We start from the raw sequence: 24,958 nt of genomic DNA on the forward strand, positions 1-24,958 counted from the left end.
AAGGCGTGGAAATGGTCATGCCGGGCGACAACATCAAGATGGTGGTCGAGCTGATCAACCCCGTCGCGATGGACGATGGCCTGCGCTTCGCGATCCGCGAAGGCGGCCGTACGGTCGGCGCCGGCGTCGTGGCGAAGATCATCAAGTAATAAGTCTGTGATTTTCCGGGGGAATGGGTTGCCATTCCCCCGGGAGACCCACTAGAATGCAAGACCCTCGCGGCCTGCCTTGAACGGAAGGCCACAGGGACCAGCGAACTGAGGGGCAGGATGCACCTCGTTTTCGCCAGACAGGGATATGTCGCGCGGTGGTGCTCCGCCCGTTCCGAAGATTTTCGGGACACACATGGCGGGGCCGCTTGCGCGTTCACGACTCCGTCTGGGCGGACCGGGAAACCGGCCCGCCCTTGATTTTGCAGGACGCACCCCGCTCCGAAGCACCCCGTTTCAAAGAAACCCGGGGCCGGCACACCAGAGGCCGACCTCCCGCTCTTTCCAGAGGAATTCCCGTCATGGCGGACCAGAAGATCCGGATTCGGCTGAAGGCATTCGATCATCGTTTGATCGACCGCTCGGCCAGCGAGATCGTCGAGACGGCCAAGCGGACCGGCGCGCAAGTGCGCGGCCCGATCCCGCTGCCGACCAAGCTCGAGCGCTACACCATTCTTACCTCGCCGCACGCCGACAAGGACGCGCGCGACCAGTACGAAACCCGCACGCACAAGCGCGTGCTCGATATCGTCGACCCGAACGACAAGACCGTGGACGCGCTGATGAAGCTCGAACTCGCGGCTGGCGTCGACGTGCAAATCAAGCTGACCTGAGGCCCGCCACCATGACCGCGAAGAAGCATTCGTTGGGCATCGTCGGCCGCAAGGCCGGCATGAGCCGCGTGTTTACCGAAGATGGCAAGTCCATCCCGGTGACCCTGATCGAAGCCACCCCCAACCGCATCACCCAGGTGAAGACGGTCGAGACCGACGGCTACAGCGCCGTGCAGGTCACCGTCGGCGTCAAGCGCGCCGCCCTGGTGAACAAGCCGGCCGCCGGCCACCTCGCCAAGGCGAAGGTGGAATCCGGTCGCGGCCTGTGGGAACTGCGCGTGGCCGACGACAAGATCTCCGACTTCCAGGTGGGCGGCGAAATTCGCGCCGACATCTTCGAAGTCGGCCAGGCCGTCGACGTCCAGGGCATCACCAAGGGCAAGGGCTTCCAGGGCACGATCAAGCGCTGGAACTTCACCATGGGCGACGCGACGCACGGTAACTCGCTGTCGCATCGTTCGCCGGGTTCGATCGGCCAGCGCCAGACGCCGGGCCGCGTGTTCCCGGGCAAGAAGATGTCGGGCCACATGGGCGCCGAGCAGCAGACGACGCAGAACCTGCGCGTGGTCAAGGTCGACGCCGAGCGCGGCCTGATCGCCGTGCGCGGTGCCGTGCCGGGTGCGCCGGGCGGCGACGTCATCGTGCGTCCGACGAGCAAGGGAGTCTGACGATGGAACTGTCCATCAATAACAGCAAGAACACGCTGTCCGTTTCGGACGCCGTGTTCGGTCGCGAATTCTCCGAGGACCTGGTCCACCAGGTCGTCGTCGCCTACCGCAACGCGGGCCGCGCCGGCACCAAGGCGCAGAAGACGCGTTCGGAAGTCAACGGCACCACGAAGAAGTCGAAGAAGCAGAAGGGCGGCGGCGCGCGTCATGGCGCGCTGACGGCTCCGATCTTCGTCGGCGGCGGCGTGACGTTCGCGGCCAAGCCGCGCAGCTTCGCGCAGAAGGTCAACCGCAAGATGTACCGCGCGGCGATCGCCGCGATCCTGTCGGAGCTCAACCGCCAGGGCCGCATCACCGTCGTCGAATCCTTCGACCTCGACGGTCCGAAGACCAAGGGCCTGATGTCCAAGCTCAAGGATCTGTCGGTCGGTCGTCGTCCGCTGATCGTGACCGAGGATGCGTCGGAATCGCTGTACCTGTCCGCGCGCAACCTGCCGTACGTCGAAGTGCGCGACGTGCAGGGTCTCGACCCGGTCGCCCTCGTCGGCGCCGATTCGGTCGTGATGACGGCCGATGCGGTCAAGAAGATCGAGGAGTGGCTGGCATGAGCGCGATCACCAACAACGTGTACGAAGTAATCCGCGCGCCGCGCGTGTCCGAAAAGACCGCGCGCCTGCAGGAAGTGTCGAATCAGTACGTCTTCGAAGTCGCGAAGACCGCCACCAAGGCTGACATCAAGGTTGCGGTCGAGCAGATTTTCGACGTGAAGGTCGAAGCGGTGAACGTGGTGAACGTGAAGGGCAAGAACAAGTCCTTCAAGTTTCGCCAGGGCAAGCGCGGCGACTGGCGCAAGGCGTACGTCAAGCTGGCCGAAGGCCAGTCGATCGACGTGATGATGGCCAAGGCCTGAGGACAGACCCATGGCATTGATGACTTTCAAGCCCACCTCCCCCGGTCGCCGTTCGGCGGTCCGTGTCGTGACGCCGGACCTCCACAAGGGTGCTCCGTTCGCCGCGCTGGTCGAGAAGAAGGGCAAGACCGGCGGCCGTAACCACCACGGCCGTATCACCACCCGCCACATCGGCGGTGGCCACAAGCAGCATTACCGCATCATCGACTTCAAGCGCGACAAGGAAGGCATTCCGGCGCGCGTGGAGCGGATCGAATACGATCCCAACCGCACCGCGCACATCGCGCTGCTGTGCTACGTCGATGGCGAGCGTCGCTACATCATCGCCCCCAAGGGCCTGAAGAGCGGCGACCAGGTGATCGCGGGCCGCGACGCCCCGATCAAGGTCGGCAACACGCTGCCCCTGCGCAACATCCCGGTCGGCTCCACGGTGCATTGCATCGAGATGAAGCCGGGCAAGGGTGCGCAGCTCGCCCGCGCCGCAGGCGCCGGCGTGCAGCTGATCGCCCGCGAATCCGGTTACGCCACCCTGCGTCTTCGCTCCGGCGAAATGCGCAAGGTGCCGGCCGAATGCCGCGCGACGATCGGCGAAGTCGGCAACGTCGAGCACAACCTCGAGAAGCTGGGCAAGGCCGGTGCGAAGCGTTGGCGCGGCATCAAGCCGACCGTTCGCGGCGCCGCCATGAACCCGGTCGACCACCCGCACGGTGGTGGCGAGGCGAAGGCTGGCCAGGGCAACCCGCATCCGGTCACCCCGTGGGGTGTCCCGACCAAGGGTTACAAGACGCGCAAGAACAAGCGCACCACGCAATTCATCGTGCGCGATCGCAGGGGTTAATCGGCCATGGCACGTTCACTGAAGAAGGGTCCGTTCGTCGACCACCACCTGATGAAGAAGGTGGAGACCGCGGGCAACAACAAGAAGCCGATCAAGACCTGGTCGCGTCGTTCGATGGTCATGCCGGAAATGGTCGGCTTCACCATCGCCGTGCACAACGGCAAGAACCACATCCCGGTCCTGGTCAACGAAAACATGGTTGGCCACAAGCTTGGCGAATTCGCACTGACCCGGACGTTCAAGGGTCATGGCGGCGACAAGAAGAGCGGGAAGTAAGGAGATGACCATGGAAGCGAAAGCCATCCTGCGCTCTGCGCGCATCTCCGCGCAGAAGGCCCGCCTGGTCGCAGACCAGGTGCGCGGCCTGTCGGCCGAGCGTGCCGTCAACCTGCTGAAGTTCTCCGACAAGAAGGCCGCCGGCATGATCCGCAAGGTCGTCGAATCGGCGATCGCCAACGCGGAGAACAACCAGGGCGCCGACGTCGACGACCTGCGCGTCACCTCCATCATGGTCGACGAAGGTCCCACGCTGAAGCGCTTCATGGCGCGTGCGAAGGGCCGCGGCACCCGGATCCTCAAGCGCACCAGCCACATCACCGTGGTTGTCGGTGCCGGCAAGTAAGGCGGAGATAAGACGATGGGTCATAAAGTTCATCCGACCGGTATCCGCCTGGGCATCGCCAAGGACTGGAACTCCAAGTGGTATGCCGGCAAGAAGCATTACGCCGACTACCTGATCGCCGACCTCAAGGTCCGCGACATGCTGCGCAAGAAGCTCGCGCAGGCCGGTATTTCGAAAATCCTGATCGAGCGTCCGGCGCAGAACGCGCGCGTGACGATCCACACCGCCCGTCCGGGCGTGGTGATCGGCAAGCGTGGCGAGGACATCGAGAAGCTGCGGAAGGAAGTCAGCGACCTGATGGGCGTTCCGGCGCACATCAACGTCACCGAAGTCCGCAAGCCCGAACTCGATGCGCAGCTGGTCGCCGAGTCGATCGCGCAGCAGCTCGAGCGCCGCATCATGTTCCGCCGTGCGATGAAGCGCGCGGTCGGCAACGCGATGCGCCTCGGTGCCCTGGGCATCAAGGTCAACGTCGCCGGCCGCCTCAACGGTGCGGAAATCGCGCGTTCGGAGTGGTACCGCGAAGGTCGCGTGCCGCTGCACACGCTGCGCGCCGACATCGACTACGGCTTCGCCGAAGCGAAGACGACCTACGGGATCATCGGCATCAAGGTGTGGGTTTACAAGGGCGAAGTGTTCGACTTCAGCCAGGTCGGCCAGGAAAAGCAGGACGATACGCCGCGCGCCGAGCGTGGTGAGCGCGGCGATCGCGCCGACCGTCCGCGTGGTCCGCGTCGTGAGCGCGAGGCGAGGGATTAATCATGTTGCAACCCAAGCGAACCAAATACCGCAAGATGCACAAGGGCCGTAACGACAGCCTGAGCTGGAGCGGCAATGCCGTTTCGTTCGGCGAGTTCGGCCTGAAGTCCACGGCTTTCGGCCAGCTCACCGCGCGCCAGATCGAAGCGGCCCGCCGCTCGATCAGCCGCTACGTGAAGCGCGGCGGCAAGATGTGGATCCGTGTGTACCCCGACAAGCCGATCACCAAGAAGCCCATCGAAGTTCGAATGGGTTCGGGCAAGGGCAACGTCGAATACTGGGTCGCGCAGATCCAGCCGGGTCGCATGATTTACGAGATCGAAGGCGTCAGCGAAGAAGTCGCGCGCGAGGCGTTCCGCCTGGCCGCGGCCAAGCTGTCGGTCACCACCACTTTCGTTACCCGGACGGTGCGCTGATGGAACTCAAGAACCTGCGTCAGAAGAACGCCGGCGAACTGAAGGCCCACCTCGTGGAGCTGCAGAAGGAGCAGTTCGCGCTCCGCATGCAGAAGGCCACGGGCCAGCTGCCCCCGGCCAAGACCCATGAAGCCCGCCGTGTCCGCCGCGAAATCGCGCGCGTGAACATGCTGCTCGGCGACGTGGCAAAGAAGTAAGGACTCGACGATGAACGAGAATGCCAAGAAGCTGCACACGGTCGATGGCCGCGTCGTCAGCAACAAGATGGACAAGACCATCACCGTGCTCGTCGAGCGCCAGGTCAAGCATGCGTTGTACGGCAAGTACATCCGCCGCTCGACCAAGCTGCACGCGCATGACGCCGAGAACGCCTGCAAGGAAGGCGACCTCGTGCGCATCGCCGAGTGCGCGCCGATGTCGAAGACCAAGAACTGGCGTGTCGTCGAAATTCTGACGCGCGCAGCCGAGTAAGGAAGGAGAGACAGCCATGATCCAGATGCAGAGCTATCTCGACGCCGCCGACAACTCGGGCGCGAAGGAACTGATGTGCATCAAGGTGCTTGGTGGTTCCAAGCGCCGCTATGCCCACATCGGCGACATCATCAAGGTGACCGTCAAGGACGCGATCCCGCGCGGCAAGGTCAAGAAGGGCGACGTCTACGACGCCGTCGTGGTCCGTACCCGCAAGGGTGTGCGCCGCGCCGACGGTTCGCTGATCCGCTTCGACGGCAACGCCGCGGTGTTGCTCAACAACAAGCATGAGCCCATCGGTACGCGCATCTTCGGGCCCGTGACCCGCGAGCTGCGTTCCGAGAAGTTCATGAAGATCGTCTCGCTCGCGCCCGAAGTGCTCTGAGCGAAGGAACCCATATGAACCGTATCCGCAAGGGCGACCAGGTGGTCGTCATCTCCGGCAAGGACAAGGGCAAGCGTGGTGACGTGGTGCGCGTGGCCGGCGACAAGGTCGTCGTGTCCAACATCAACGTCATCAAGCGCCACACCAAGCCGAACCCGCAGCTCGGCCAGGCCGGCGGCGTGATCGAGCGCGAAGCGCCGATCCACATTTCGAACGTCATGCTGTTCAACCCTGCCTCCGGCAAGGGCGAGCGCATCGGCTTCAAGGTCCTGGAGGATGGACGCAAACTGCGTGTGTTCCGCTCCAGTGGTGAATCGATCGACGGCTGATCGCCGTCCGAGGAAATGTCATGACCCGGCTTGAAAAGATTTACAAGGAAGACGTGGTGCCGAAGCTGATGAAGCAGTTCGGCTACACCAATCCGATGCAAGTGCCGAAGCTCGTCAAGGTCACGCTCAACATGGGCGTGGGCGAGGCGGCGGCGAACAAGAAGATCCTCGAGAACGCGGTGGCCGACATGGCCAAGATCGCCGGCCAGAAGCCGTTGGTCACCAAGTCGCGCATCTCGGTGGCCTCGTTCAAGATCCGCGACGGCTGGCCGATCGGCTGCAAGGTCACCTTGCGCCGCGCCCGCATGTTCGAGTTCCTCGATCGCCTGATCAACATCTCGCTGCCGCGCGTGCGCGACTTCCGCGGCGTGTCGGGTCGTTCGTTCGACGGCCGCGGCAACTACAACATGGGCGTCAAGGAACAGATCATCTTCCCGGAGATCGATTTCGACCAGGTCGACGCCATGCGCGGCATGGACATCGCGATCACCACCACGGCGAAGACCGATGCTGAGGCCAAGGCCCTGCTCGAAGCCTTCCGCTTCCCGTTCCGCAACTAAGGGCACGACACCATGGCCAAGACCTCGATGGTCAACCGCGAAGTCAAGCGCGCCAAGCTGGCGAAGCAGCATGGTGCCAAGCGCGACGCGCTGAAGAAGATCATCTCCAGCACCACCGCTTCGTACGAAGAAAAGATGGAAGCCGTCGTCAAGCTGCAGAAGCTGCCGCGCGATTCCTCGGAAAGCCGCCAGCGCACGCGTTGCGCGATCACCGGCCGTCCGCGTGGCGTCTACAAGAAGTTCGGCCTGGCGCGCAACATGCTGCGCAAGGCGACGATGAACGGCGACGTCCCGGGCCTCCGCAAGGCGTCCTGGTAACAAGTTCCAAGTAGAAGTATTCGCATCCCGCGGATATCGGTGCACTCAAAGGTACTATCAATGAGCATGACTGATCCCATCGCCGACATGCTGATCCGCATCAAGAATGCGGCCGCCGTCGGCAAGCCGGCTGTTTCGATGCCGTCGTCCAAGATCAAGGTCGCGATCGCGAAGGTCCTCCAGGAAGAGGGCTACATCGCGTCGTCGCGCGTGACCAAGGACGGCGCCAAGTCGGTCCTCGAAATCGCGCTGAAGTACTACGAAGGCAAGCCGGTCATCGAACGCCTCCAGCGCGTGTCGAAGTCCAGCCTCCGCCAGTACCGCGGCAAGGACGCGCTGCCCAAGGTCCTCGGTGGCCTCGGTGTCGCGATCATCTCCACGTCCAAGGGCATCATGACCGACTCGCAGGCGCGCCAGCAGGGCGTCGGCGGTGAAGTCCTGTGCGTCGTGGCCTAAGGGAGTAACGACTATGTCGCGCGTCGCCAAGCAACCGATCGCCCTGGCCAAGGGCGTCGAAATGAACATCCAGGCCGAGAACGTGACCGTCAAGGGCCCGAAGGGCACCCTGTCGATCGCCAAGCCGGCCGGCGTCGAAGTCAAGGTCGAAGACGGCAATGCGCTGCTCTCGGCCAACGACCCGTCGCTCCTCCCGATGGCCGGTACGCTCCGCGCCATCCTCGCGAACATGGTGCAGGGCGTCAGCCAGGGCTTCGAGCGCAAGCTCGAGCTGGTGGGCGTCGGTTACCGTGCCGCGATGCAGGGCACCGACCTGAATCTCTCGCTGGGCTTTTCCCACCCGGTGCTGTTCAAGGCTCCCGAAGGCATCACCATCGCCACGCCGACGCAGACGGAAATCGTCGTGTCCGGCGCCGACAAGCAGCGCGTCGGCGAAGTGGCGGCGAAGATCCGCGGTTTCCGCCCGCCGGAACCGTACAAGGGCAAGGGCGTGAAGTACGCCGGCGAGAACATCATCCGCAAGGAAGCCAAGAAGGCCTAAGCGGCTTTCAGCTTTCGGAGACATACGCATGAACAAGAAACCCGCCCGCCTGCGCCGCGCCAAGTCGACGCGCGCGCACATCCGCGAACTCGGCGTGCCGCGCCTGTCGGTGCTGCGCACCGGCCAGCACCTGTACGCCCAGGTCTTCACCGCCGACGGCTCCAAGGTCCTGGCTTCGGCCTCGACCGTGCAGTCCGACGTCAAGGAAGGCCTGAAGAACGGTCGCAACGCCGATGCCGCCGCCAAGGTCGGTCGCATGATCGCCGAGAAGGCGAAGGCTGCCGGCGTCGAGAAGGTCGCGTTCGACCGCTCGGGCTACCGCTACCACGGCCGCATCAAGGCGCTCGCCGATGCTGCCCGCGAAGGCGGCCTGCAGTTCTAAGCAAGAAACTTTCAACCGTCGATACGGTCGGTATCGGACGCGGGCGGGAGTTCTCCCGTTCGCGGAACACCCGCGGCATACCAACAACTCCAAGCGGCCAAGAGCCGTAAATTCCTCAACTACCGAGACAAGACAATGGCAGAACAACGTGAATCCCGGGGTCGCGATCGCAATCGCGACCGCGAGGAAGTCGATGACGGCATGATCGAAAAGCTGATCGCGGTCAATCGCGTCAGCAAGACGGTCAAGGGCGGTCGCCAGTTCACCTTCACCGCGCTGACGGTGGTGGGCGACGGCAACGGCAAGGTCGGCTTCGGTTACGGCAAGGCGCGCGAAGTGCCGGTCGCGATCCAGAAGTCGATGGAATACGCCCGCAAGAGCTTCATCCAGGTCGACCTCAACAACGGCACGCTCTGGCACGCCGTGAAGTCGGGCCACGGTGCCGCGCGCGTGTTCATGCAGCCGGCTTCCGAAGGTACCGGCGTGATCGCCGGCGGCGCGATGCGCGCCGTGCTCGAAGCGGTCGGCGTCAAGAACGTGCTGGCGAAGGCCGTCGGTTCGCGCAATCCGATCAACCTGGTGCGCGCCACGCTGCGCGGCCTGGGTGAGACGAGCTCGCCGAACAAGATCGCGGCCAAGCGCGGCAAGAAGGTCGAGGACTTGAACCATGGCTAAGACGCCCGCAAACACTGGCACCGTCAAGGTGCGCCTCGTCAAGGGCCTTCGCGGCACGCAGGCGCGTCATCGCCTGTCGGTGCGCGCCCTCGGCCTCAACAAGCTCAACGATGTGCGCGAGCTGAAGGACAGCCCGCAGGTGCGTGGCCTGATCACGCAGCTGCACTACCTCGTTCGCGTGGAGGATTGATCACATGCGTATGAATACCCTCAAGCCCGCCGACGGCGCCCGCCAGGAACGCACCCGCGTGGGTCGCGGCATCGGTTCGGGCCTCGGCAAGACCGCGGGTCGCGGCCACAAGGGCTCGTTCGCCCGTAGCGGCAAAGGCAAGATCAAGGCCGGCTTCGAAGGCGGCCAGATGCCGATGCAGCGTCGCCTGCCGAAGATCGGTTTCCGCTCCAAGCTCCTGAAGGACACGGCCGAAGTGCTGCTGTACCAACTGGACAAGCTGGATGCCGGCACGATCGACATCGCCGCGCTGCGCGCCGCCAAGCTCATCCCGCAGGCCGCCCGCAAGGTGAAGGTCGTGAAGAAGGGCGAAGTGACCAAGAAGTTCGTGCTCCAGGGCCTGATGGCCACGGCCGGCGCCAAGGCCGCGATCGAAGCGGCCGGCGGCCAGGTCGGGGAGTAAGCGACGCATGGCGCGAGGCGCAGCTGCGAATCTCGGTGGCGGGCTCGGTAAATTCACCGAGCTCCGTCAGCGCCTGTTCTTCGTCCTCGGCGCGTTGATCGTCTACCGCATCGGGTGCTACATCCCGGTGCCGGGCGTCAACCCGCAGGCGATGATCCAGCTCATGGAGTCGCAGAAGGGCACCATCGTGGACATGTTCAACATGTTCTCCGGTGGCGCGCTCCAGCACTTCAGCCTGTTCGCCCTGAACGTCGTCCCGTACATCTCGGCCTCGATCGTCGTGCAGTTGATGACGCAGATCCTGCCGAGCTGGAAGGCGATGTCGAAGGAAGGCGAGTCCGGTCGCCGCAAGATCACGCAGTACTCGCGCATGGGCGCGGTGTTCCTGGCGATCGTGCAGGCCGGTTCGATCGCCTTCGCGCTGCAGCACCAGGTGGCTTCCGGCGGCATGCCGGTGGTCTACAACCCGGGTCCCGGGTTCGTGCTGACCGCGGTGGTTTCGCTGACCGCGGGCACGATGTTCCTGATGTGGCTGGGCGAGCAGGTCACCGAGCGGGGCATCGGCAACGGCGTTTCGCTGATCATCTTCGCCGGTATCGTCTCCGGCCTGCCGGGCGCGGTGCTCACCACGTTCGAACAGGCGCGCAACGGCGACATCAGCGCGCTCCAGGTGATGGCGATCGCCGGCATCGTGCTGGCCTTCACCTTCCTCGTCGTGTTCGTCGAGCGCGGGCAGCGCCGGGTCACGGTCAACTACGCGCGTCGCCAGGGTGGCGGTCGCAGCGCGTACATGAACCAGACCTCGTTCCTGCCGCTGAAGCTCAACATGTCGGGCGTGATCCCGCCGATCTTCGCCTCGAGCCTGATCATGTTCCCGGCCACGGCCTCCACCTGGTTCGGCCAGGCGGGGCAGGCCAACTGGCTCCAGCGCGCGGCACAGTCGCTGGCCCCGGGCGAGCCGCTGCACATGATCCTGTTCGCGGCCCTGATCATCGGCTTCGCGTTCTTCTACACGGCGCTGGTCTTCAACTCGCAGGAAACGGCCGACAACCTCAAGAAGTCGGGCGCGCTGATCCCGGGCATCCGCCCCGGCAAGGCGACCGCGGACTACATCGACGGCGTGCTGACGCGCCTGACCGGTGCGGGTGCGGCCTACCTGGTGCTGGTCTGCTTGCTTCCTGAAGTGATGCGCACGAAAATCGGCGCCTCCTTCTACTTCGGCGGCACTTCGCTGCTGATCGTGGTCGTGGTGGTGATGGACTTCATGGCGCAGATCCAGGCGCACCTGACGTCCCACCAGTACGAAAGCCTGCTGAAGAAGGCGAACCTCAAGGGTTCGCGCGGCCTGACCGGCCGTTGATCGAAACACACCGCGGCACCGGCCCAGCCGGTTCCGCACCCCGACCCGGGTTTCGCCCGGGTCGACCAGGGCGACTCGCGCGGCGGTCTCGTGCGCGGGTGGGTCCGGACCAGACCGCGCGCCGGAGTAGCGCGCGGGGCAAGGGCAGGGCGGGGTTCGCCGCGTTGCCCGAGCAGTCCGGAATCCGTCGCCGGAGCATGGGCACACTCCCCATGCCGGGTTCAGGGCCGTTTGGCCCGGGACTTCCAAGTTCCACGAGACCACGCTAAACTTTCATGTTCCCTTGCCGGGTCGAACACGTCCGGCGGCCATCAGTTTTGGAGATCGCGTCATGGCGCGTATTGCGGGCGTCAACCTGCCTGCCCAGAAGCATGTCTGGGTCGGGCTTCAAAGCATCTACGGCATCGGCCGTACCCGTTCGAAGAAGGTCTGCACCGCTGCGGGCGTTGCTTCGAACATCAAGATCCGCGACCTGTCCGAACCCGATGTCGAGCGCCTGCGCGCGGAAGTCGGCAAGTACGTGGTCGAAGGCGACCTGCGTCGTGAAGTCGGCATGGCCATCAAGCGTCTGATGGACCTGGCGTGCTACCGCGGCCTGCGTCACCGCCGTGGTCTCCCGCTGCGTGGCCAGCGCACCCGGACCAACGCACGCACCCGCAAGGGTCCGCGCAAGGCCATCAAGAAGTAAGGAACCCACACCATGGCCAAGCCGGCAGCTGCCGCAAAAACGAAGAAGAAGATCAAGCGCGTCGTCACCGACGGCGTTGCGCACGTCCACGCTTCGTTCAACAACACCATCGTCACGATCACCGACCGCCAGGGCAACGCGCTGTCGTGGGCGACTTCGGGCGGCGCGGGCTTCCGCGGTTCGCGCAAGTCCACGCCCTTCGCCGCCCAGGTCGCCGCCGAAAAGGCGGGCCGTGCTGCGCTCGACTACGGCGTCAAGTCGCTCGAAGTCCGCATCAAGGGACCGGGTCCGGGTCGTGAAAGCGCCGTGCGTTCGTTGAACAACGTCGGCTACAAGATCACCAACATCATCGACGTGACGCCCATCCCGCACAACGGGTGCCGTCCGCCGAAAAAGCGCCGCGTCTGAGGAGCTGAAGAAAAATGGCTCGTTATATTGGTCCCACCTGTAAGCTCGCCCGTCGCGAAGGCGCCGATCTCGGCCTGAAGTCGCCGGCGCGCGCGCTCGATTCCAAGTGCAAGCTGGAGCAGAAGCCCGGCCAGCACGGCGCCACCGCCCGCAAGGGCAAGCTGTCCGACTATGCGACCCAGCTGCGCGAAAAGCAGAAGGTCAAGCGCATCTACGGCCTGCTGGAGCGTCAGTTCCGCAACTACTACAAGAAGGCGTCCACCAAGAAGGGCAACACGGGTGAAAACCTGCTGCAGCTCCTCGAGACGCGCCTGGACAACGTCGTGTATCGCATGGGCTTCGCCGTCACCCGCCCGGCCGCGCGCCAGCTGGTTTCGCACCGCGGCGTCACGGTCAACGGCAAGCCGGTGAACCTGCCGTCGTTCGCCGTCAAGGCCGGCGACGCGATCGCGCTCTCCGAGCGCGCGCAGAAGCAGCTTCGCGTGCAGGAATCGGTCACCGTCGCGCAGCAGATGGATCTGTCGCCGGCGTGGGTCGAAGTCGACGCCAAGAAGTTCGCCGGCGTGTTCAAGGCCGTGCCGGACCGTGCCGAATTGCCTGCTGACATCAACGAAGCGCTGATCGTCGAGTTGTATTCGAAGTAACGGTTCGCAGCTGCACCAGGCATGCGACCAGACGTGGTCGCGTGCCGCCCTATTGGAGACGTTACAACATGACGGTTACCGCAAACCAAGTCTTGCGCCCCCGCGGTCCGCAGATCGAGCGTATCGCAGAAAACCGCGCCAAGGTCGTGATCGAACCGCTGGAACGCGGCTACGGCCACACGCTCGGCAACGCACTGCGCCGCGTCCTGCTGTCCTCGATCCCCGGCTTCGCGATCACGGAAGTCGAGATCGACGGCGTGCTGCATGAGTACACCACGGTCGAAGGCCTGCAGGAGGACGTGCTCGAGGTGTTGTTGAACCTCAAGGACGTCGCGATCCGCATGCACACCGGCGATTCGGCCACGCTGAGCCTCGCGAAGCAGGGCCCGGGCGTCGTCACCGCTGGCGACATCAAGGTCGACCACAACGTCGAGATCCTGAATCCGGCGCACGTGATCGCGCATCTCACCAAGGACACGGCGCTCAACATGCGCCTGAAGATCGAGCGTGGGTTCGGCTACCAGCCGGCCGCCGCCCGTCGTCGTCCGGACGAAGAGACCCGCGCGATCGGCCGCCTGATGCTGGATGCCTCGTTCTCGCCGGTGCGCCGCGTCGCTTACGCAGTGGAAGCTGCGCGCGTCGAACAGCGCACCGACCTGGACAAGCTGGTCCTGGACATCGAGACCAACGGCACGATCGACGCCGAGGAAGCCGTGCGCACCGCCGCCGACATCCTCAGCGACCAGCTGTCGGTGTTCGGCGATTTCACCCACCGCGACCGCGGTGCGGCGAAGCCGCAGGCCAGCGGCGTGGATCCGGTGCTGTTGCGCCCGATCGACGACCTCGAGCTGACGGTGCGTTCGGCCAACTGCCTCAAGGCCGAGAGCATCTACTACATCGGCGACCTGATCCAGAAGACGGAAGTCGAGCTGCTCAAGACGCCGAACCTCGGCAAGAAGTCGCTCACCGAGATCAAGGAAGTCCTCGCCCAGCGCGGTCTTTCGCTCGGCATGAAGCTGGAAAACTGGCCGCCGGCCGGCATCGCCTCGCACGGGATGATGGGCTAAGCAGCATCGATGCCTGCGCGGTTTTCCGCGCAGGCATCTGTCGTAAAGAGCAACACCCGACGCGGTCATAACCGCGCGGCGCGCCGCCCACGGAGGGTCGGCCAGGGCCAGCGTAGCCCGAGCGTCAACGCCAGGACGGCGACAGCGAAATCCAACGACTCAGGATTCCAAAGGAAACCAACCCATGCGCCACCAGAAAGCCGGACGCAAGTTCAGCCGCACCAGCGCCCATCGCGATGCGATGTTCAGCAACATGGCCGCCTCGCTGTTCAAGCACGAATTGATCCGTACCACGCTGCCGAAGGCGAAGGAACTTCGCCGCGTCGCCGAGCCGCTCATCACGCTCGCGAAGATCGACGGCGTCGCCAATCGCCGCCTTGCCTTCTCGCGCCTGCGCGACAAGGAAGCGGTCGGCAACCTCTTCACCATCCTCGGTCCGCGCTACGCCACCCGTCCGGGCGGCTACCTGCGCATCCTCAAGTGCGGCTTCCGCGCCGGCGACAACGCGCCGATGGCGTATGTCGAACTGGTCGACCGCCCCGAGGCGGCCACCGAGTAATCGGTCGCCCCATGCCAGACCCGAAACCCCGGCCCCGTGCCGGGGTTTCTTTTTTGGTGCGCACGGGACGCCGGCCACTTCCCATCGGGCGCAAGCTCAGCCACGCTTGCCGGCATGAACGACACCGCCGCCGCTTCCGCCTTCCGCCTCCGTTTCCTGCTCGGGTTCGTCGCATGCGCGGCGCTGATCGGGTTCGCGCTGTTCTCGCAAACGCATTGGCACCTCAATCCGTGCCCGCTGTGCATCTTCCAGCGCATTGCCTTCGCCGCGCTCGGCCTCGCGTTCCTCGTCGGTGGGTTGATCGCGCCGCGCGGCGCGGCGGGTCGCCGCATCCTCGGCGTGATCGCCTTGATCCCCGCGCTCGCGGGCATCGGTATCGCCGCACGCCACGTCTACCTGACACACCTTCCGCCGGACCAGGTCCCGGCCTGCGGCCCGCCGCTGGAATTCATGATGGACGCCAGTCCCTTCGCCGACGTCGTCCGCCAAGTGCTCACCGGTTCGGGCGAATGCGCGAAGGTCGACTGGCACCTTCTCGGCATGTCGATGCCGGCGTGGTCGTTGCTGTGGTTCGTGCTGCTGTCGGGCCTGATTGTGACGAGCGCATTCCGCCGCCGCTGAACGGTGCATTCCGCCGGTTGCGGGCGATCCGTCGCCGGCCCATGATGCGACGACGCACTGCACCATTTGGCGTCGTCCCATGGCAAATACCGATCGCTCCCTGCATCCCGTGAACCTTCCCGCCGACTGGGCGCCCGACAGCTGGCGCGCGCGCCCGGCGACGCAGATGCCCGTGTATCCGGATGCGGACGCATTGCAGGACGCGCTGCGCGAACTGCGCGGCCTGCCGCCGCTCGTCACCTCGTGGGAAATCATCGCGCTCAAGCAGCACCTGGCCGAAGCGCAGGAGGGCAAGCGCTTCCTGTTGCAGGGTGGCGATTGCGCGGAGAGTTTCTCCGAATGCAATTCGGACGTGATCTCCAACCGCCTGAAGGTGCTGCTGCAGATGAGCCTGGTGCTCGTGCACGGGTTGCGCCTGCCGGTGGTGCGCGTGGGTCGCTTCGCGGGCCAGTACGCCAAGCCGCGTTCCACCGACGATGAAACACGCGACGGCGTGACGCTCCCGAGCTATCGCGGCGACATCGTCAACGCGCCCGGCTTCACCGCCGCCGAACGCTTGCCCGATCCGCGCCGCATGATCAAGGCGCATGCGCGCTCTGCGATGACGATGAACTTCGTGCGCGCGTTGATCGACGGCGGCTTCGCCGATCTGCACCACCCCGAATACTGGGATCTGCGCTGGGTCGGCCACTCGCCGCTCGCCGACGAATACCACCGGATGGTGGCCAGCATCGGCGATGCCGTGCGCTTCATGGAGACGCTGTCCGGTTCGCAGGTGCACAACCTCAACCGCGTCGACTTCTACACCGCGCACGAAGCGCTGCTGCTTCCCTATGAAGAAGCGCAGACGCGCCAGGTGCCGCGCCAGTGGGGCTGGTTCAACCTCAGCACGCACTTCCCGTGGATCGGCATGCGCACGGCCGCGCTGGATGGCGCGCATGTCGAATACTTCCGCGGCATCCGCAATCCGGTCGCGGTCAAGATCGGGCCGAGCACGACGCCCGATGCGTTGATGAAACTGATCGACGTGCTGAATCCGGAAGACGAACCCGGCCGCCTGACGCTCGTGCATCGCATGGGCGCCACGCAGATCGGCAGCAAGTTGCCGGCGCTGCTCGACGTCGTGCGCCGCGAAGGGCGCCGCGTCCTCTGGGTCTGCGATCCGATGCACGGCAACACCGAAAGCACCGCCAACGGTTACAAGACGCGCCGCTTCGGCAACATCCGCAACGAGTTGGAGCAGGCCTTCGAACTGCACGCCGTCGCCGGTACGCGCCTGGGTGGCGTGCACCTGGAACTGACGGGCGAAGACGTCACCGAATGCCTCGGCGGTGCGCGCGAGCTCACCGAAAGCGATCTGGTCCGCGCCTATCGCTCGACGGTCGATCCACGCCTGAACTACGAACAGGCCCTGGAGACCGCGATGCTGATCGTGCGCAAGCAGGCGCAATTGATGGCACCGGTGCACGCGTGAGGCGCGCGTCGATCGCCATCGCCGCGGCGACATTCGCGGCGAGTGCCTTCGCGGCCAACCCGACCGTCGAAACCCAGGATAGCGGCGTGACCGTGCGACTGCGCGGCATCTCCGCGGTCGACGCCAACATCGCCTGGGCCAGCGGGCGCGAAGGCACCGTGCTGCGCACCATCGATGGTGGCGCCCATTGGACCAACGTATCGGTGCCCGATGCGAAGGCGCTGGATTTCCGCGACGTCGAAGGCTTCGACGCGAACACCGCGGTCGTGCTGAGCATCGGGCCGGGCGAACAGTCGCGCGTCTATCGCACGCAGGACGCAGGCAAGTCGTGGACGCTCGCGCTGAAGAACGACGACAAGCGCGCGTTCTTCGATTGCATGGTGTTCGAAGGGCAGGACGGTTGGATGCTCGGCGATCCGGTCGACGGGCGTTACCAGGTGCGCGAAACGCGCGACGGCGGACGCACGTGGACGTTGCAGGCGAAGGGGCCGGAAGCGTTGCCGGAGGAAGCGGCGTTCGCCGCGAGCGGGACGTGCATCGCACGCGGCGCGAAGGGTGCCTTGTACATCGCCGGCGGTGGCGCTGCTTCGCGCATCCAGTCTTCGCGCGCGGACGCGCCCGCGTGGACGCCGCTTCCCACCGACATGCCGCATCGCGTGCCCGCGGCGGGCATTTTCTCCATCAGCAATACCGTCGGACCGCGCGCATTGGTCGTCGGCGGCGATTTCGAACACGAAACGCAAGGCAGCGCCGCATTCCTGGACCAGGGCGCGGAGGGCCTGACTGTCAGGACGCTGCCGGCGCCACCCGGTTATCGCTCGGGCGCGGCGTGTTTCTCCGTTTCGCTGTGCATCGCCGTGGGCCCGACGGGCATGGAGGCGATCGATGCGCCGCCAGGCGGCGCACTGGCCACCTGGCGACCACTGTCGAAGACCGGCTACGACGCGATCGACCGCGCCGGCATGACCGCCTGGGCGAGCGGCGACAAGGGCCGCATCGCGCGCATCACTTTTGCGTCGAAGCAGCCGCAGGCGTCGTCGCCGTCGAATCCGTAGCCGGCGCGGTGGTCCACACCGGCATCGCACTCGCCTTCGACGAGGGCAACGCGGTCTTCCCCAACACGACCGTCGGAAGGAACGTCGGCGCGCGCCGCAGCTTGCTGCGCTGCTCGTACGCATAACCGACCGACAGCAACTTCGATTCGCTCCACGCCGGCCCGATGAACACCACGCCGATCGGCAGGCCGTGGCTTTCGCCCATCGGCACCGTCAGGCTCGGATACCCCGCCACCGCGGCGACGCCGTAACCGGCACCGACGAAGTGATCGCCGAGCACCTGGTCGGTCGGCCACGCCGGCGACATCGCCGGCGCGATCAACACGTCGACGTTCGCCTTCTTCAGCGCCGCATCGATGCCATCGGGACCTGCGAGGCGACGCGCCTTCGCTTTCGCTTCCAGGTACGCAGGATCGCCGAGCGATCCCTTGGCATTGGCCTTCTCGAAGATTTCCTGCCCGAAGTAGGGCATCTCTTCGGCGACGTGCTGGTTGTTGAATTCGATCAGCTGCGCGAGCGTCTTCGGCGCGGCGTCGTGCTTCTGCAGGTAGTTCTCCACGCCCGCCTTGAATTCGAACAACAGCACTTCGAATTCCGGATCGTCCCACTGGCCCTTGGTCGCGATGTCCGCATCCACGACGTCGGCGCCTGCCGATTTCAATGTGGCGACGACGCGCTCCATCGCTGCGTCGACATCCGGATGCCAGCCCATTTCCTTGCGCAGGATGCCCACGCGCAGGCCTTGCAGCGCGTTGGCGTCGAGGCGTTTTTCGTAATCGAACACCGCCTTGCCCACGCTGTTCGCGGTCGCCGCGTCGCCGTCGTCGCGCCCGACCATCGCCGACAACATCGCCGCCGCGTCCGTCACCGTGCGCGTCATCGGCCCGGCGGTGTCCTGGCTGCTGGAGATGGGAATGATGCCGTCGCGGCTCACCAGGCCCACCGTCGGCTTCAAGCCGACCAGGCCGGCGACCGACGCCGGGCAGATGATGCTGCCATCGGTTTCCGTGCCGACGCCGACGACGGCGAGGTTCGCCGCGATCGCCGTACCGGTGCCCGCGCTGGAACCGCAGGGATTGCGATCCAGCGCGTAGGGGTTCTTCGTCTGGCCGCCGCGGCCGCTCCAGCCCGAGCTCGCACGCGTGGACCGGAAGTTGGCCCACTCGCTGAGGTTGGTCTTGCCGAGGATCACCGCACCGGCGGCGCGCAGGCGCTGCACGAGGAACGCATCGCGGGACGGTTTGTTGTTCGCAAGCGCAAGCGAGCCACCGGAGTTCACCATCGGCACCGCGTCGATGTTGTCCTTCAGCAACACGGGAATGCCGTGCATCGGGCCGCGCACCTTGCCGGCCTTGCGCTCGGCGTCGAGCGCATCGGCTTCCGCGAGCGCCCTGGGATTGAGTTCGATCACCGAATTGAGCGTCGGCCCCGCCTTGTCGATTGCCGCGATGCGGTCCAGGTAAGCCTGCGTCAGCGCGTGGCTCGTCAGATCGCCCTTCGCCATGCGTTGTTGCAAGCCGGCGATGTCGGCCTCGTCGAAGGCGAAGGCAGGCACCGTCGATGCAGCGGGTGCACCGGGCTTTGCCGGCGAGGGTCCGGATGCTTTTTCGGCGGCGTCGCGGGGCTGGCAGCCCGTGGCCGCGAGGAGGGCGAGGGCGAGCAAGGCAAGGCGCATGGCAAGGTCCCCTGGGCGGCGGCGTGCCGCGAAGGCGGAGCATCGCGCGGCTGACCGGGGGCTGCAACTCAGGACTGGGAGAAACCCTGCCTTGTTCTCACTTCCGCCGCTTCAACAAATCGCGCGCCAACACCCAAACCACGATCACGTTGATCGAAAGCACGATCACCGACGCCCATCCCGGATGACCGATCAACTCATGGATTTCGAAAGGGAGGTAGATCGACGCGGCGAGGCAGCCGAGCAACGAGGCCCACGCCTTGTCGCGCCACAGGCCCCAGGCTTCGACAAGATGCAGCACGCCGTAAAGACAAACCGCCGCGGCGGCGAAATGCACCGAATGCGGATTGATCGCGTTGGCGAGCCACGCCATCGCGCCGTGGTCGGGTTCGAGCTGGAAGCGCGTGATCAGCTCGTGCACCCAGCGCTTGAGCGGGATGGGGCCGATCAGTTCCAGGCCGCTCGCCGCCGACAGCGCGAGCAAGCCCTTGATGCCTTCGATCACCGCGATCGCCCGCAGGCCCGGATGGGCCCGCGGGTCGTGCACGTAGACCCTTGGGCGCTCCGCTTCCATGCGCGGCGCCGGCTCGTGCATCACGCAGCGCGGGAAGCGCGCTTGCGATCGGTTTCCGTGCGCGACTTCTTGCGCAGGCGAATCGCCTTGGGCGTGATCTCGACGAGTTCGTCGTCGTCGATGAATTCCAGCGCCTGCTCGAGCGAGAACTTGATCGCCGGGATCAACCCTTCGTCGTCGTCCTTGCCCGAGGCGCGGAAGTTGGTGAGCTGCTTGCCGCGCAGCGCGTTGACCGTCAGGTCGTTGTCCTTGGAATGGATGCCGACGATCTGGCCTTCGTAGATCTCCTCGCCCGGTTCGATGAACAGGCGGCCGCGTTCCTGCATCGCCATCTGCGCGTACGCAGGCGACGGGCCGGTGCCGTTGGAGATCAGCACGCCGTTCTGGCGCTGGCCGATCTGGCCTTCGGCCTTCGGGCCGTAATGGTCGAAGACGTGGAAGAGCATGCCGGTGCCGGCGGTGATCGTGCGGAACTCGGTCTGGAAACCGATCAGCCCGCGCGCGGGGATCAGGTAATCCAGGCGCACGCGGCCCTTGCCGTCGGGCTCCATGTTCTGCAGCAGCGCCTTGCGCTCGCCGAGGCGACCCATCACGCCGCCCTGGAATTGTTCTTCCATGTCGACCACGAGCGATTCGAAGGGTTCGGACACCACGCCATCGATGGTCTTGATGATCACTTCCGGGCGCGAAACCGCGAGCTCGTAACCTTCGCGACGCATGTTCTCGATCAGGATCGACAGGTGCAGTTCGCCGCGGCCGCTGACCTTGAACTTGTCGGCGTCGCTGGTGTCCTCGACCTTCAGCGCGACGTTGTGCTGCGTCTCGCGCGTGAGGCGGTCGCGCAGCTGGCGCGAGGTGAGGAACTTGCCGCCGCTGCGGTCCTTCACGCCGGCGAACGGCGAATCGTTGACCTGGAAAGTCATCGAGATCGTGGGTTCGTCGACGGTGAGCACCGGCAATTGTTCGACGGCCGTGGGATCGCACAGCGTGTCGGAGATGCCGAGGCCTTCGATGCCGGAGAAGGCGATGATGTCGCCGGCCTGCGCTTCGGGCACTTCCACGCGCTCAAGGCCCATGAAGCCGAGCACCTGGACCACCTTGCCGTTGCGCGTCTTGCCGTCGCGGTCGATGACGGTGACCTGCTGGTTGGTCTTGACCTTGCCGCGCTGGATGCGGCCTACGCCGATGATGCCGACGTAGTTGTTGTAGTCCAGCGAGGTCACGCGCATCTGGAACGGGCCGTCCGGATCGACCGGCGGCGCGGGCACGTGGTTGCAGATCGCTTCGAACAGCGGCGTCATGTCGCCGTCGCGCACGCTCTCGTCCATGCCCGCGTAGCCCTGCAGGCCGGAGGCGTAGACGGTGGTGAAGTCGAGCTGGTCGTCGGTGGCGCCGAGGCGGTCGAACAGGTCGAAGGTCTGGTCGAGCACCCAGCTGGCGCGCGCGCCCGGTCGGTCGACCTTGTTGACCACGACGATCGGCTTGAAGCCCATCGCGAAGGCCTTCTGCGTCACGAAGCGCGTCTGCGGCATCGGGCCGTCCATCGCGTCGACGAGGATGAGCACCGAGTCGACCATCGACAACACGCGTTCCACTTCGCCGCCGAAGTCGGCGTGCCCGGGGGTGTCGACGATGTTGATGCGCCAGACCTCGCCCGTGGTCGGGTTGGTCCAGCGGATCGCGGTGTTCTTCGAAAGGATCGTGATGCCACGTTCCTTTTCCAGATCGTTGCTGTCCATCACGCGGTCCGGGACCACGGCGCGCTCGCTGAGGGTGCCGGACTGCTTGAGCAGCTGGTCGACGAGGGTGGTCTTGCCATGGTCGACGTGGGCGACGATGGCGATGTTGCGGAGGCGTTCGACGGAAGCGGACATGATGAATGCGCGCCGGGGGCGGCGCGGGGAGGCTTGAGAGAGCCGGCGAGTATACCCGTAGGCGGGCTCCAAACACTGACTGGAGTATCCTCGGCGGCTTTCCCGCAGGAGCCCCCGCAATGTCCCTGGTCGCCGTTTTCGAAACCGCCCGTGGCCCCATCCGCATCGAGCTGGCCCCCGACAAGGCCCCGCTGACGGTCGCCAATTTCGTGAATCTCGCCAAACGCGGCTTCTACGACGGGCTCGACTTCCACCGCGTGATCGCCGATTTCATGGTCCAGGGCGGCTGTCCGGAGGGCTCCGGCCGTGGCGGCCCGGGCTATCGCTTCGAGGATGAGACCGGCAACGGCCTGCGCCACGACCGCGGCGTGCTCTCCATGGCCAATGCCGGCCCGAACACCAACGGCAGCCAGTTCTTCATCACGCACGTCCCGACCCCCTGGCTCGACGGCAAGCACACCGTCTTCGGCAAGGTGGTCGAGGGCATGGACGTGGTCGACGCCGTGAAGCAGGGCGACAAGATCGAGCGCGTGCGCATCGAAGGCGACGCCGACGCGGCGCTGGCGGCGAAGGCCGACCGCGTGGCGGAGTGGAACAAGATCCTCGCCGCGTAAGCGGGATCAGCCCTCCCAGCGAAGCGTGTCGAACATCCTCGACACCTTCGCCCCATCGCGCGGGAAGTAGTACTCGCGCGGTGCGATGAAGATCGCCAGGGCCAGGCCCTTGTCGTGTTCGAACATCGCGACCAGGCCCTGGTACTCCAGGCCTTCGGCCGTCTGCAGGTCGACGTCGAAGCGCAAACCCTGGTAGGTGCCGAACGTCGCCGGCCGCAGGTTGCTCGGCGTCACCCCGACGAAGCCCGCGCTGAGCAAGCCGTCGGCGACGAGGTCGCGCAGTTCGTCCTCGCGCATGCCCTTGTGGTAGTAGGGCGCATCGGGCCGGTGCTTGCTCTCGCGCTGCCCGAGGAAGATGTAGTCGCCGTCCTTCACCGTGTGGATCAGGTAGAGCATGTTCAGCAGCTCGCCGTCGATCGTCCACAGTTGCGAGCGACTGGTCGTGGCGCGCGTCCACTCCATTTCGCTGTTGAGTACGAGCTTGCCGGCGCGCACTTCGCCCGGCGTGACGAGCCGGCTCGTGCTGCTGCCCGAGGCGCAGCCGGCGAGCAGCAACGCGACCGCGACCGCGACGAACGCGTTGCGGATCCATCCCATGCGATGCATCAGTGCGTGCCTCCGAGTTTGTCGAGCGCGCGCTGCACGAACGCGCGATCGTCGGCCTTCGGCGCATTCTGCAGATACGTCTGCAATGCCGCGCGCGCTTCGTCGTTGCGGCCCTGTTGCGCCAGTGCGTAACCGTGTTCCCGCCATGCACCGACCGGCGTGCCGGGCAGGGTGACCGCGCTTGCGTAGAGTTGCGCGGCCTTCGCGTCGTCGCCGGGCTCGTCGTGGCGGCGGTAGGCCTCGCCCAGATAGAAGGTCAGCATGCCCTTGTCTTCCTGCGGCGCATCGTCCAGCAGTTCCTGGATGACCAGTTGCGAACTGGCGTAGCGACGCTGCGCGAGTTCGGCGACCAGCCAGCTCTCGAGGAAAGGACGCGTGGCGTGCCGGTACTGCTCCTTGTTCCGCGTGGTGGGCGGATTGGGCACGGCGGCGGCGGCGGCGCGCACGTCGGCCAGGCGTTCCTCGGTGGCCGGGTGCGAAGCGAACACCGTGCTGCGGCTGATGTACTTCAGCGTGTTTTCCTCGCGCAACATGCGTGCCCAAACATCGGCGCCGGCGCGCGGATCCCAGCCCTGCGCGACGACTGCCTCGAAGCCGAGCTTGTCGGCCTCGCGCTCCATGTCGCGGCTGAACTTGAAGATCGTCGCGTAGATGCCGAGCGAACCGAACATCGCGGTGTTCGGAAACCCCGCGCCGTACGCGAGCACCTGGAAAGCGCTGAGGAAAGCGCTCGTGTCCTTCATGCGCCGCCATTGCCGCAACGTGTGCTGCGCGCGGAAGTGGCCGGCTTCATGGCCGAGCACGAAGGCGAGTTCGGCTTCGTCGCGCATGCGCAGCAATGCGCCGGTCCACACGATCATCGTGCCGTTGGGCGCCATGCTCGCGTTGAAGGCGGGCACGTTCATGATGTAGACGCGCAGGTCCTTGCAGTAACCGGCCGATGCACGGCAGGCCACGTCGGTGACGTAGGCATTGAGCGCCGGATCGCGCACGCGAATGGGCGAGCGCTGGAGTTCTTCCTCCGACTTCTCCATCGCGTACCACAGCTCGTCTTCATCGGTGCCCGCCACGGGGCGCGAACCCGGTTCGCTCTTGCGCATCGGCTGCTGCGTGGCGCAGCCGGCGAGCACGGCGAACAGCGCCGCCGCGAGGAACGCTTTCGCAGACCGGCGACTCATCGATGGATGTCCCTGAGCAGGTCGTCCGCGGTTTCCCGCGCGCCGGCCTGATCGCGCAGGTCGCCGGTCTGGTCGACCAGCAGGTTGTGCCAGATCACCTGGCCGGTGCGCAGGTCGACCAGCGAGGCCAGGCCCATCTGCTGGCCCCCGCCGATGTCGCCGCCGAGCAGGAGGAAGCCGATGACGCGCATCGCCGCGCGCCCGCCGCTGGTGTAGCTGTCGCGCACGTAGGTGAACAACGCGTAGTCCGCGCCCGTGGCTTCGCGCAGCGTCGAAACGCCGGGTCCCAGGGTCCAGTCGAACTTGTCGTGCTTGTTGCGCAGCGTGCCGGGCCGCCCGTAGTTGAGGATGCTGATCGACACCGCCTGGTTCAGCAGGTACAGCTGCCGCAGCCGGGTTTCGGGGCCGGCGTCCTTGGGAAGGTAGAAATCGGGCTTGAGCGTGAAGCCGACCGCTTCCAGGCGCTGGCGCGCGGCATCGGGGAAGTTCTTCCGCGCCGCCTCGGTCCACGCTTTGCGGGGTTCGGCCATGCCGCCGGCACCGACGGCATACAGCTCGATGTCCGGCTCCACCAGGACCACGGTGCTGCCCGACAGGACGACCGGTTTGCCGCCCGCGTCCTCGACCTGCCGCACCTGCGTGGACATGCAGCCCGGCAGGGCCGCGAGGATCAGGAGGAACAGAGCCGAAACGATGGAAAACCTGCGCGCCACTGGCCGGTGCACTGCGGCCGACAGCATCCCCTGTGCTAGCATTTCCGGCTTCCTTGAAGAGGT

General features: G+C 65.7%; 38 protein-coding genes. 32 read left to right on the top strand and 6 right to left on the bottom strand.

Annotated elements, in window-relative coordinates:
* The 31 genes from AB4059_RS11335 to AB4059_RS11485 form a co-directional block, all read left to right on the top strand.
* Window positions 1-149, top strand: a 149-nt coding sequence (locus tag AB4059_RS11335) for an EF-Tu C-terminal domain-related protein (RefSeq protein WP_498979692.1), incomplete at its 5' end; no start/stop codon positions are given.
* Between the two features lie 362 nt (window positions 150-511).
* Entirely contained in the window at window positions 512-823 is a 312-nt protein-coding gene (gene rpsJ, locus AB4059_RS11340; RefSeq protein WP_036167766.1) for a 30S ribosomal protein S10, read from the top strand.
* A gap of 11 nt (window positions 824-834) precedes the next feature.
* Window positions 835-1,491 carry a 50S ribosomal protein L3 gene (gene rplC / locus AB4059_RS11345; RefSeq protein ID WP_498964667.1) on the top strand — a complete coding sequence of 219 codons (657 nt, stop codon included), beginning with the start codon at window positions 835-837 and terminating at the stop codon, window positions 1,489-1,491.
* Window positions 1,492-1,493: 2 nt separating this feature from the next.
* Window positions 1,494-2,099, top strand: coding sequence for a 50S ribosomal protein L4 (rplD, locus tag AB4059_RS11350; RefSeq protein ID WP_498964668.1), 606 nt, complete (start codon window positions 1,494-1,496; stop codon window positions 2,097-2,099).
* Window positions 2,096-2,401, top strand: a complete 306-nt coding sequence (gene rplW / locus AB4059_RS11355) for a 50S ribosomal protein L23 (protein WP_498964670.1) — start codon at window positions 2,096-2,098, stop codon at window positions 2,399-2,401. The genes rplD and rplW overlap by 4 nt, the downstream gene beginning before the upstream one ends.
* Before the next feature lie 10 nt (window positions 2,402-2,411).
* A complete protein-coding gene (gene rplB, locus AB4059_RS11360) occupies window positions 2,412-3,239 on the top strand; it encodes a 50S ribosomal protein L2 (protein ID WP_498979075.1) in 828 nt (275 codons plus the stop codon).
* A gap of 6 nt (window positions 3,240-3,245) precedes the next feature.
* Complete coding sequence (rpsS, locus tag AB4059_RS11365; RefSeq protein ID WP_036167751.1) at window positions 3,246-3,515, top strand: 30S ribosomal protein S19; 270 nt, start codon at window positions 3,246-3,248, stop codon at window positions 3,513-3,515.
* Between the two features lie 10 nt (window positions 3,516-3,525).
* Window positions 3,526-3,861, top strand: coding sequence for a 50S ribosomal protein L22 (gene rplV, locus AB4059_RS11370; protein ID WP_498964674.1), 336 nt, complete (start codon window positions 3,526-3,528; stop codon window positions 3,859-3,861).
* Between the two features lie 15 nt (window positions 3,862-3,876).
* The gene (gene rpsC / locus AB4059_RS11375; RefSeq protein ID WP_036167748.1) at window positions 3,877-4,620 is read left to right on the top strand and encodes a 30S ribosomal protein S3; all 744 of its coding nucleotides are present in this window, start codon (window positions 3,877-3,879) and stop codon (window positions 4,618-4,620) included.
* Window positions 4,621-4,622: 2 nt separating this feature from the next.
* Window positions 4,623-5,036 carry a 50S ribosomal protein L16 gene (gene rplP, locus AB4059_RS11380; RefSeq protein WP_156641288.1) on the top strand — a complete coding sequence of 138 codons (414 nt, stop codon included), beginning with the start codon at window positions 4,623-4,625 and terminating at the stop codon, window positions 5,034-5,036.
* Window positions 5,036-5,233 carry a 50S ribosomal protein L29 gene (gene rpmC, locus AB4059_RS11385; RefSeq protein ID WP_498979076.1) on the top strand — a complete coding sequence of 66 codons (198 nt, stop codon included), beginning with the start codon at window positions 5,036-5,038 and terminating at the stop codon, window positions 5,231-5,233. Before rplP ends, rpmC begins: the two co-directional genes overlap by 1 nt.
* Window positions 5,234-5,243: 10 nt before the next feature.
* Window positions 5,244-5,507: a 30S ribosomal protein S17 gene (gene rpsQ, locus AB4059_RS11390; RefSeq protein ID WP_498964681.1), complete on the top strand. Its 264-nt coding sequence runs from the start codon at window positions 5,244-5,246 to the stop codon at window positions 5,505-5,507.
* 16 nt (window positions 5,508-5,523) lie between these two features.
* Complete coding sequence (gene rplN, locus AB4059_RS11395; protein ID WP_036167737.1) at window positions 5,524-5,892, top strand: 50S ribosomal protein L14; 369 nt, start codon at window positions 5,524-5,526, stop codon at window positions 5,890-5,892.
* Window positions 5,893-5,906: 14 nt separating this feature from the next.
* The gene (rplX, locus tag AB4059_RS11400; RefSeq protein ID WP_498964684.1) at window positions 5,907-6,221 is read left to right on the top strand and encodes a 50S ribosomal protein L24; all 315 of its coding nucleotides are present in this window, start codon (window positions 5,907-5,909) and stop codon (window positions 6,219-6,221) included.
* A 20-nt stretch (window positions 6,222-6,241) separates the two neighbouring features.
* The gene (gene rplE, locus AB4059_RS11405; protein WP_498979078.1) at window positions 6,242-6,781 is read left to right on the top strand and encodes a 50S ribosomal protein L5; all 540 of its coding nucleotides are present in this window, start codon (window positions 6,242-6,244) and stop codon (window positions 6,779-6,781) included.
* Between the two features lie 12 nt (window positions 6,782-6,793).
* Complete coding sequence (gene rpsN, locus AB4059_RS11410) at window positions 6,794-7,099, top strand: 30S ribosomal protein S14 (RefSeq protein ID WP_498964688.1); 306 nt, start codon at window positions 6,794-6,796, stop codon at window positions 7,097-7,099.
* Between the two features lie 60 nt (window positions 7,100-7,159).
* Window positions 7,160-7,555, top strand: a complete 396-nt coding sequence (gene rpsH, locus AB4059_RS11415; protein WP_498964690.1) for a 30S ribosomal protein S8 — start codon at window positions 7,160-7,162, stop codon at window positions 7,553-7,555.
* A gap of 13 nt (window positions 7,556-7,568) precedes the next feature.
* On the top strand, window positions 7,569-8,096 hold the full coding sequence (gene rplF / locus AB4059_RS11420) for a 50S ribosomal protein L6 (RefSeq protein ID WP_498964692.1): 528 nt from the start codon (window positions 7,569-7,571) through the stop codon (window positions 8,094-8,096).
* 28 nt (window positions 8,097-8,124) lie between these two features.
* On the top strand, window positions 8,125-8,478 hold the full coding sequence (gene rplR / locus AB4059_RS11425) for a 50S ribosomal protein L18 (RefSeq protein ID WP_498964694.1): 354 nt from the start codon (window positions 8,125-8,127) through the stop codon (window positions 8,476-8,478).
* A gap of 135 nt (window positions 8,479-8,613) precedes the next feature.
* The gene (gene rpsE / locus AB4059_RS11430) at window positions 8,614-9,153 is read left to right on the top strand and encodes a 30S ribosomal protein S5 (protein ID WP_498964696.1); all 540 of its coding nucleotides are present in this window, start codon (window positions 8,614-8,616) and stop codon (window positions 9,151-9,153) included.
* A complete protein-coding gene (gene rpmD / locus AB4059_RS11435) occupies window positions 9,146-9,343 on the top strand; it encodes a 50S ribosomal protein L30 (protein ID WP_498964698.1) in 198 nt (65 codons plus the stop codon). The genes rpsE and rpmD overlap by 8 nt, the downstream gene beginning before the upstream one ends.
* A 4-nt stretch (window positions 9,344-9,347) precedes the next feature.
* Window positions 9,348-9,785, top strand: coding sequence for a 50S ribosomal protein L15 (gene rplO / locus AB4059_RS11440; RefSeq protein WP_498964700.1), 438 nt, complete (start codon window positions 9,348-9,350; stop codon window positions 9,783-9,785).
* A 7-nt stretch (window positions 9,786-9,792) separates the two neighbouring features.
* Window positions 9,793-11,145: a preprotein translocase subunit SecY gene (gene secY, locus AB4059_RS11445; protein ID WP_498979080.1), complete on the top strand. Its 1,353-nt coding sequence runs from the start codon at window positions 9,793-9,795 to the stop codon at window positions 11,143-11,145.
* A 331-nt stretch (window positions 11,146-11,476) separates the two neighbouring features.
* Window positions 11,477-11,833: a 30S ribosomal protein S13 gene (rpsM, locus tag AB4059_RS11450; RefSeq protein WP_498964704.1), complete on the top strand. Its 357-nt coding sequence runs from the start codon at window positions 11,477-11,479 to the stop codon at window positions 11,831-11,833.
* Window positions 11,834-11,845: 12 nt separating this feature from the next.
* Entirely contained in the window at window positions 11,846-12,241 is a 396-nt protein-coding gene (rpsK, locus tag AB4059_RS11455) for a 30S ribosomal protein S11 (protein WP_036167714.1), read from the top strand.
* Between the two features lie 14 nt (window positions 12,242-12,255).
* Window positions 12,256-12,885 (top strand): 30S ribosomal protein S4, encoded by a 630-nt coding sequence (gene rpsD, locus AB4059_RS11460; RefSeq protein WP_498964706.1) that lies wholly within the window; start codon window positions 12,256-12,258, stop codon window positions 12,883-12,885.
* Window positions 12,886-12,953: 68 nt separating this feature from the next.
* Complete coding sequence (locus AB4059_RS11465) at window positions 12,954-13,952, top strand: DNA-directed RNA polymerase subunit alpha (protein WP_498964709.1); 999 nt, start codon at window positions 12,954-12,956, stop codon at window positions 13,950-13,952.
* 184 nt (window positions 13,953-14,136) lie between these two features.
* Window positions 14,137-14,511 carry a 50S ribosomal protein L17 gene (gene rplQ, locus AB4059_RS11470; RefSeq protein WP_498964711.1) on the top strand — a complete coding sequence of 125 codons (375 nt, stop codon included), beginning with the start codon at window positions 14,137-14,139 and terminating at the stop codon, window positions 14,509-14,511.
* 114 nt (window positions 14,512-14,625) lie between these two features.
* Window positions 14,626-15,132 carry a disulfide bond formation protein B gene (locus tag AB4059_RS11475; protein ID WP_498979082.1) on the top strand — a complete coding sequence of 169 codons (507 nt, stop codon included), beginning with the start codon at window positions 14,626-14,628 and terminating at the stop codon, window positions 15,130-15,132.
* Between the two features lie 79 nt (window positions 15,133-15,211).
* Window positions 15,212-16,606, top strand: a complete 1,395-nt coding sequence (locus tag AB4059_RS11480) for a class II 3-deoxy-7-phosphoheptulonate synthase (RefSeq protein WP_498979084.1) — start codon at window positions 15,212-15,214, stop codon at window positions 16,604-16,606.
* Between the two features lie 86 nt (window positions 16,607-16,692).
* Window positions 16,693-17,661 carry a WD40/YVTN/BNR-like repeat-containing protein gene (locus AB4059_RS11485; protein WP_498979086.1) on the top strand — a complete coding sequence of 323 codons (969 nt, stop codon included), beginning with the start codon at window positions 16,693-16,695 and terminating at the stop codon, window positions 17,659-17,661.
* Here AB4059_RS11485 and AB4059_RS11490 read toward each other — a convergent pair.
* The 3 genes from AB4059_RS11490 to typA form a co-directional block, all read right to left on the bottom strand.
* Window positions 17,612-19,336 (bottom strand): amidase, encoded by a 1,725-nt coding sequence (locus tag AB4059_RS11490; protein ID WP_498979088.1) that lies wholly within the window; start codon window positions 19,334-19,336, stop codon window positions 17,612-17,614. The two genes, AB4059_RS11485 and AB4059_RS11490, sit on opposite strands and share 50 nt — an antisense overlap.
* Before the next feature lie 97 nt (window positions 19,337-19,433).
* Window positions 19,434-19,910 carry a DUF2127 domain-containing protein gene (locus tag AB4059_RS11495; protein ID WP_498979090.1) on the bottom strand — a complete coding sequence of 159 codons (477 nt, stop codon included), beginning with the start codon at window positions 19,908-19,910 and terminating at the stop codon, window positions 19,434-19,436.
* 20 nt (window positions 19,911-19,930) lie between these two features.
* Window positions 19,931-21,784: a translational GTPase TypA gene (gene typA, locus AB4059_RS11500; RefSeq protein ID WP_498979091.1), complete on the bottom strand. Its 1,854-nt coding sequence runs from the start codon at window positions 21,782-21,784 to the stop codon at window positions 19,931-19,933.
* Between the two features lie 119 nt (window positions 21,785-21,903).
* Between typA and AB4059_RS11505 the strand changes: the two genes are divergently transcribed.
* On the top strand, window positions 21,904-22,398 hold the full coding sequence (locus tag AB4059_RS11505; protein WP_498979092.1) for a peptidylprolyl isomerase: 495 nt from the start codon (window positions 21,904-21,906) through the stop codon (window positions 22,396-22,398).
* A gap of 6 nt (window positions 22,399-22,404) precedes the next feature.
* Here AB4059_RS11505 and AB4059_RS11510 read toward each other — a convergent pair whose 3' ends face one another.
* From AB4059_RS11510 to AB4059_RS11520, 3 genes are read right to left on the bottom strand one after another with little or no spacing between them, the layout of a single operon-like run.
* Window positions 22,405-23,004, bottom strand: a complete 600-nt coding sequence (locus AB4059_RS11510; protein WP_498979093.1) for a hypothetical protein — start codon at window positions 23,002-23,004, stop codon at window positions 22,405-22,407.
* Window positions 23,004-24,182 carry a M48 family metalloprotease gene (locus AB4059_RS11515; RefSeq protein WP_498979094.1) on the bottom strand — a complete coding sequence of 393 codons (1,179 nt, stop codon included), beginning with the start codon at window positions 24,180-24,182 and terminating at the stop codon, window positions 23,004-23,006. The genes AB4059_RS11510 and AB4059_RS11515 overlap by 1 nt, the downstream gene beginning before the upstream one ends.
* Entirely contained in the window at window positions 24,179-24,937 is a 759-nt protein-coding gene (locus AB4059_RS11520) for a hypothetical protein (protein ID WP_498979096.1), read from the bottom strand. Before AB4059_RS11520 ends, AB4059_RS11515 begins: the two co-directional genes overlap by 4 nt.
* Window positions 24,938-24,958: the final 21 nt, after the last annotated feature.

It is taken from the genome of Lysobacter sp. 2RAF19, from assembly GCF_052115395.1.
Taxonomy (GTDB): Bacteria; Pseudomonadota; Gammaproteobacteria; order Xanthomonadales; family Xanthomonadaceae; genus Noviluteimonas.

Bases quoted from the DNA above. Each gene is read 5' to 3' on its own strand.
- rplW (WP_498964670.1), top strand. From the start codon at position 2,096: ATGAGCGCGATCACCAACAACGTGTACGAAGTAATCCGCGCGCCGCGC.
- rplP (WP_156641288.1), top strand. From the start codon at position 4,623: ATGTTGCAACCCAAGCGAACCAAATACCGCAAGATGCACAAGGGCCGT.
- AB4059_RS11475 (WP_498979082.1), top strand. From the start codon at position 14,626: ATGAACGACACCGCCGCCGCTTCCGCCTTCCGCCTCCGTTTCCTGCTC.
- rplC (WP_498964667.1), top strand. From the start codon at position 835: ATGACCGCGAAGAAGCATTCGTTGGGCATCGTCGGCCGCAAGGCCGGC.
- rpsS (WP_036167751.1), top strand. From the start codon at position 3,246: ATGGCACGTTCACTGAAGAAGGGTCCGTTCGTCGACCACCACCTGATG.
- AB4059_RS11510 (WP_498979093.1), bottom strand. From the start codon at position 23,004: ATGCATCGCATGGGATGGATCCGCAACGCGTTCGTCGCGGTCGCGGTC.
- rpsM (WP_498964704.1), top strand. From the start codon at position 11,477: ATGGCGCGTATTGCGGGCGTCAACCTGCCTGCCCAGAAGCATGTCTGG.
- typA (WP_498979091.1), bottom strand. From the start codon at position 21,784: ATGTCCGCTTCCGTCGAACGCCTCCGCAACATCGCCATCGTCGCCCAC.
- rplV (WP_498964674.1), top strand. From the start codon at position 3,526: ATGGAAGCGAAAGCCATCCTGCGCTCTGCGCGCATCTCCGCGCAGAAG.
- rplF (WP_498964692.1), top strand. From the start codon at position 7,569: ATGTCGCGCGTCGCCAAGCAACCGATCGCCCTGGCCAAGGGCGTCGAA.
- rplR (WP_498964694.1), top strand. From the start codon at position 8,125: ATGAACAAGAAACCCGCCCGCCTGCGCCGCGCCAAGTCGACGCGCGCG.
- rplX (WP_498964684.1), top strand. From the start codon at position 5,907: ATGAACCGTATCCGCAAGGGCGACCAGGTGGTCGTCATCTCCGGCAAG.
- rpsK (WP_036167714.1), top strand. From the start codon at position 11,846: ATGGCCAAGCCGGCAGCTGCCGCAAAAACGAAGAAGAAGATCAAGCGC.
- rplN (WP_036167737.1), top strand. From the start codon at position 5,524: ATGATCCAGATGCAGAGCTATCTCGACGCCGCCGACAACTCGGGCGCG.
- AB4059_RS11465 (WP_498964709.1), top strand. From the start codon at position 12,954: ATGACGGTTACCGCAAACCAAGTCTTGCGCCCCCGCGGTCCGCAGATC.
- AB4059_RS11490 (WP_498979088.1), bottom strand. From the start codon at position 19,336: ATGCGCCTTGCCTTGCTCGCCCTCGCCCTCCTCGCGGCCACGGGCTGC.
- rpsN (WP_498964688.1), top strand. From the start codon at position 6,794: ATGGCCAAGACCTCGATGGTCAACCGCGAAGTCAAGCGCGCCAAGCTG.
- rpmC (WP_498979076.1), top strand. From the start codon at position 5,036: ATGGAACTCAAGAACCTGCGTCAGAAGAACGCCGGCGAACTGAAGGCC.
- rpsD (WP_498964706.1), top strand. From the start codon at position 12,256: ATGGCTCGTTATATTGGTCCCACCTGTAAGCTCGCCCGTCGCGAAGGC.
- rpsQ (WP_498964681.1), top strand. From the start codon at position 5,244: ATGAACGAGAATGCCAAGAAGCTGCACACGGTCGATGGCCGCGTCGTC.
- rplO (WP_498964700.1), top strand. From the start codon at position 9,348: ATGCGTATGAATACCCTCAAGCCCGCCGACGGCGCCCGCCAGGAACGC.
- rplE (WP_498979078.1), top strand. From the start codon at position 6,242: ATGACCCGGCTTGAAAAGATTTACAAGGAAGACGTGGTGCCGAAGCTG.
- rpsH (WP_498964690.1), top strand. From the start codon at position 7,160: ATGAGCATGACTGATCCCATCGCCGACATGCTGATCCGCATCAAGAAT.
- rplD (WP_498964668.1), top strand. From the start codon at position 1,494: ATGGAACTGTCCATCAATAACAGCAAGAACACGCTGTCCGTTTCGGAC.
- AB4059_RS11515 (WP_498979094.1), bottom strand. From the start codon at position 24,182: ATGAGTCGCCGGTCTGCGAAAGCGTTCCTCGCGGCGGCGCTGTTCGCC.
- rpmD (WP_498964698.1), top strand. From the start codon at position 9,146: ATGGCTAAGACGCCCGCAAACACTGGCACCGTCAAGGTGCGCCTCGTC.
- secY (WP_498979080.1), top strand. From the start codon at position 9,793: ATGGCGCGAGGCGCAGCTGCGAATCTCGGTGGCGGGCTCGGTAAATTC.
- AB4059_RS11520 (WP_498979096.1), bottom strand. From the start codon at position 24,937: ATGCTAGCACAGGGGATGCTGTCGGCCGCAGTGCACCGGCCAGTGGCG.
- AB4059_RS11505 (WP_498979092.1), top strand. From the start codon at position 21,904: ATGTCCCTGGTCGCCGTTTTCGAAACCGCCCGTGGCCCCATCCGCATC.
- rplQ (WP_498964711.1), top strand. From the start codon at position 14,137: ATGCGCCACCAGAAAGCCGGACGCAAGTTCAGCCGCACCAGCGCCCAT.
- rplB (WP_498979075.1), top strand. From the start codon at position 2,412: ATGGCATTGATGACTTTCAAGCCCACCTCCCCCGGTCGCCGTTCGGCG.
- rpsC (WP_036167748.1), top strand. From the start codon at position 3,877: ATGGGTCATAAAGTTCATCCGACCGGTATCCGCCTGGGCATCGCCAAG.
- rpsJ (WP_036167766.1), top strand. From the start codon at position 512: ATGGCGGACCAGAAGATCCGGATTCGGCTGAAGGCATTCGATCATCGT.
- AB4059_RS11495 (WP_498979090.1), bottom strand. From the start codon at position 19,910: ATGGAAGCGGAGCGCCCAAGGGTCTACGTGCACGACCCGCGGGCCCAT.
- rpsE (WP_498964696.1), top strand. From the start codon at position 8,614: ATGGCAGAACAACGTGAATCCCGGGGTCGCGATCGCAATCGCGACCGC.
- AB4059_RS11480 (WP_498979084.1), top strand. From the start codon at position 15,212: ATGGCAAATACCGATCGCTCCCTGCATCCCGTGAACCTTCCCGCCGAC.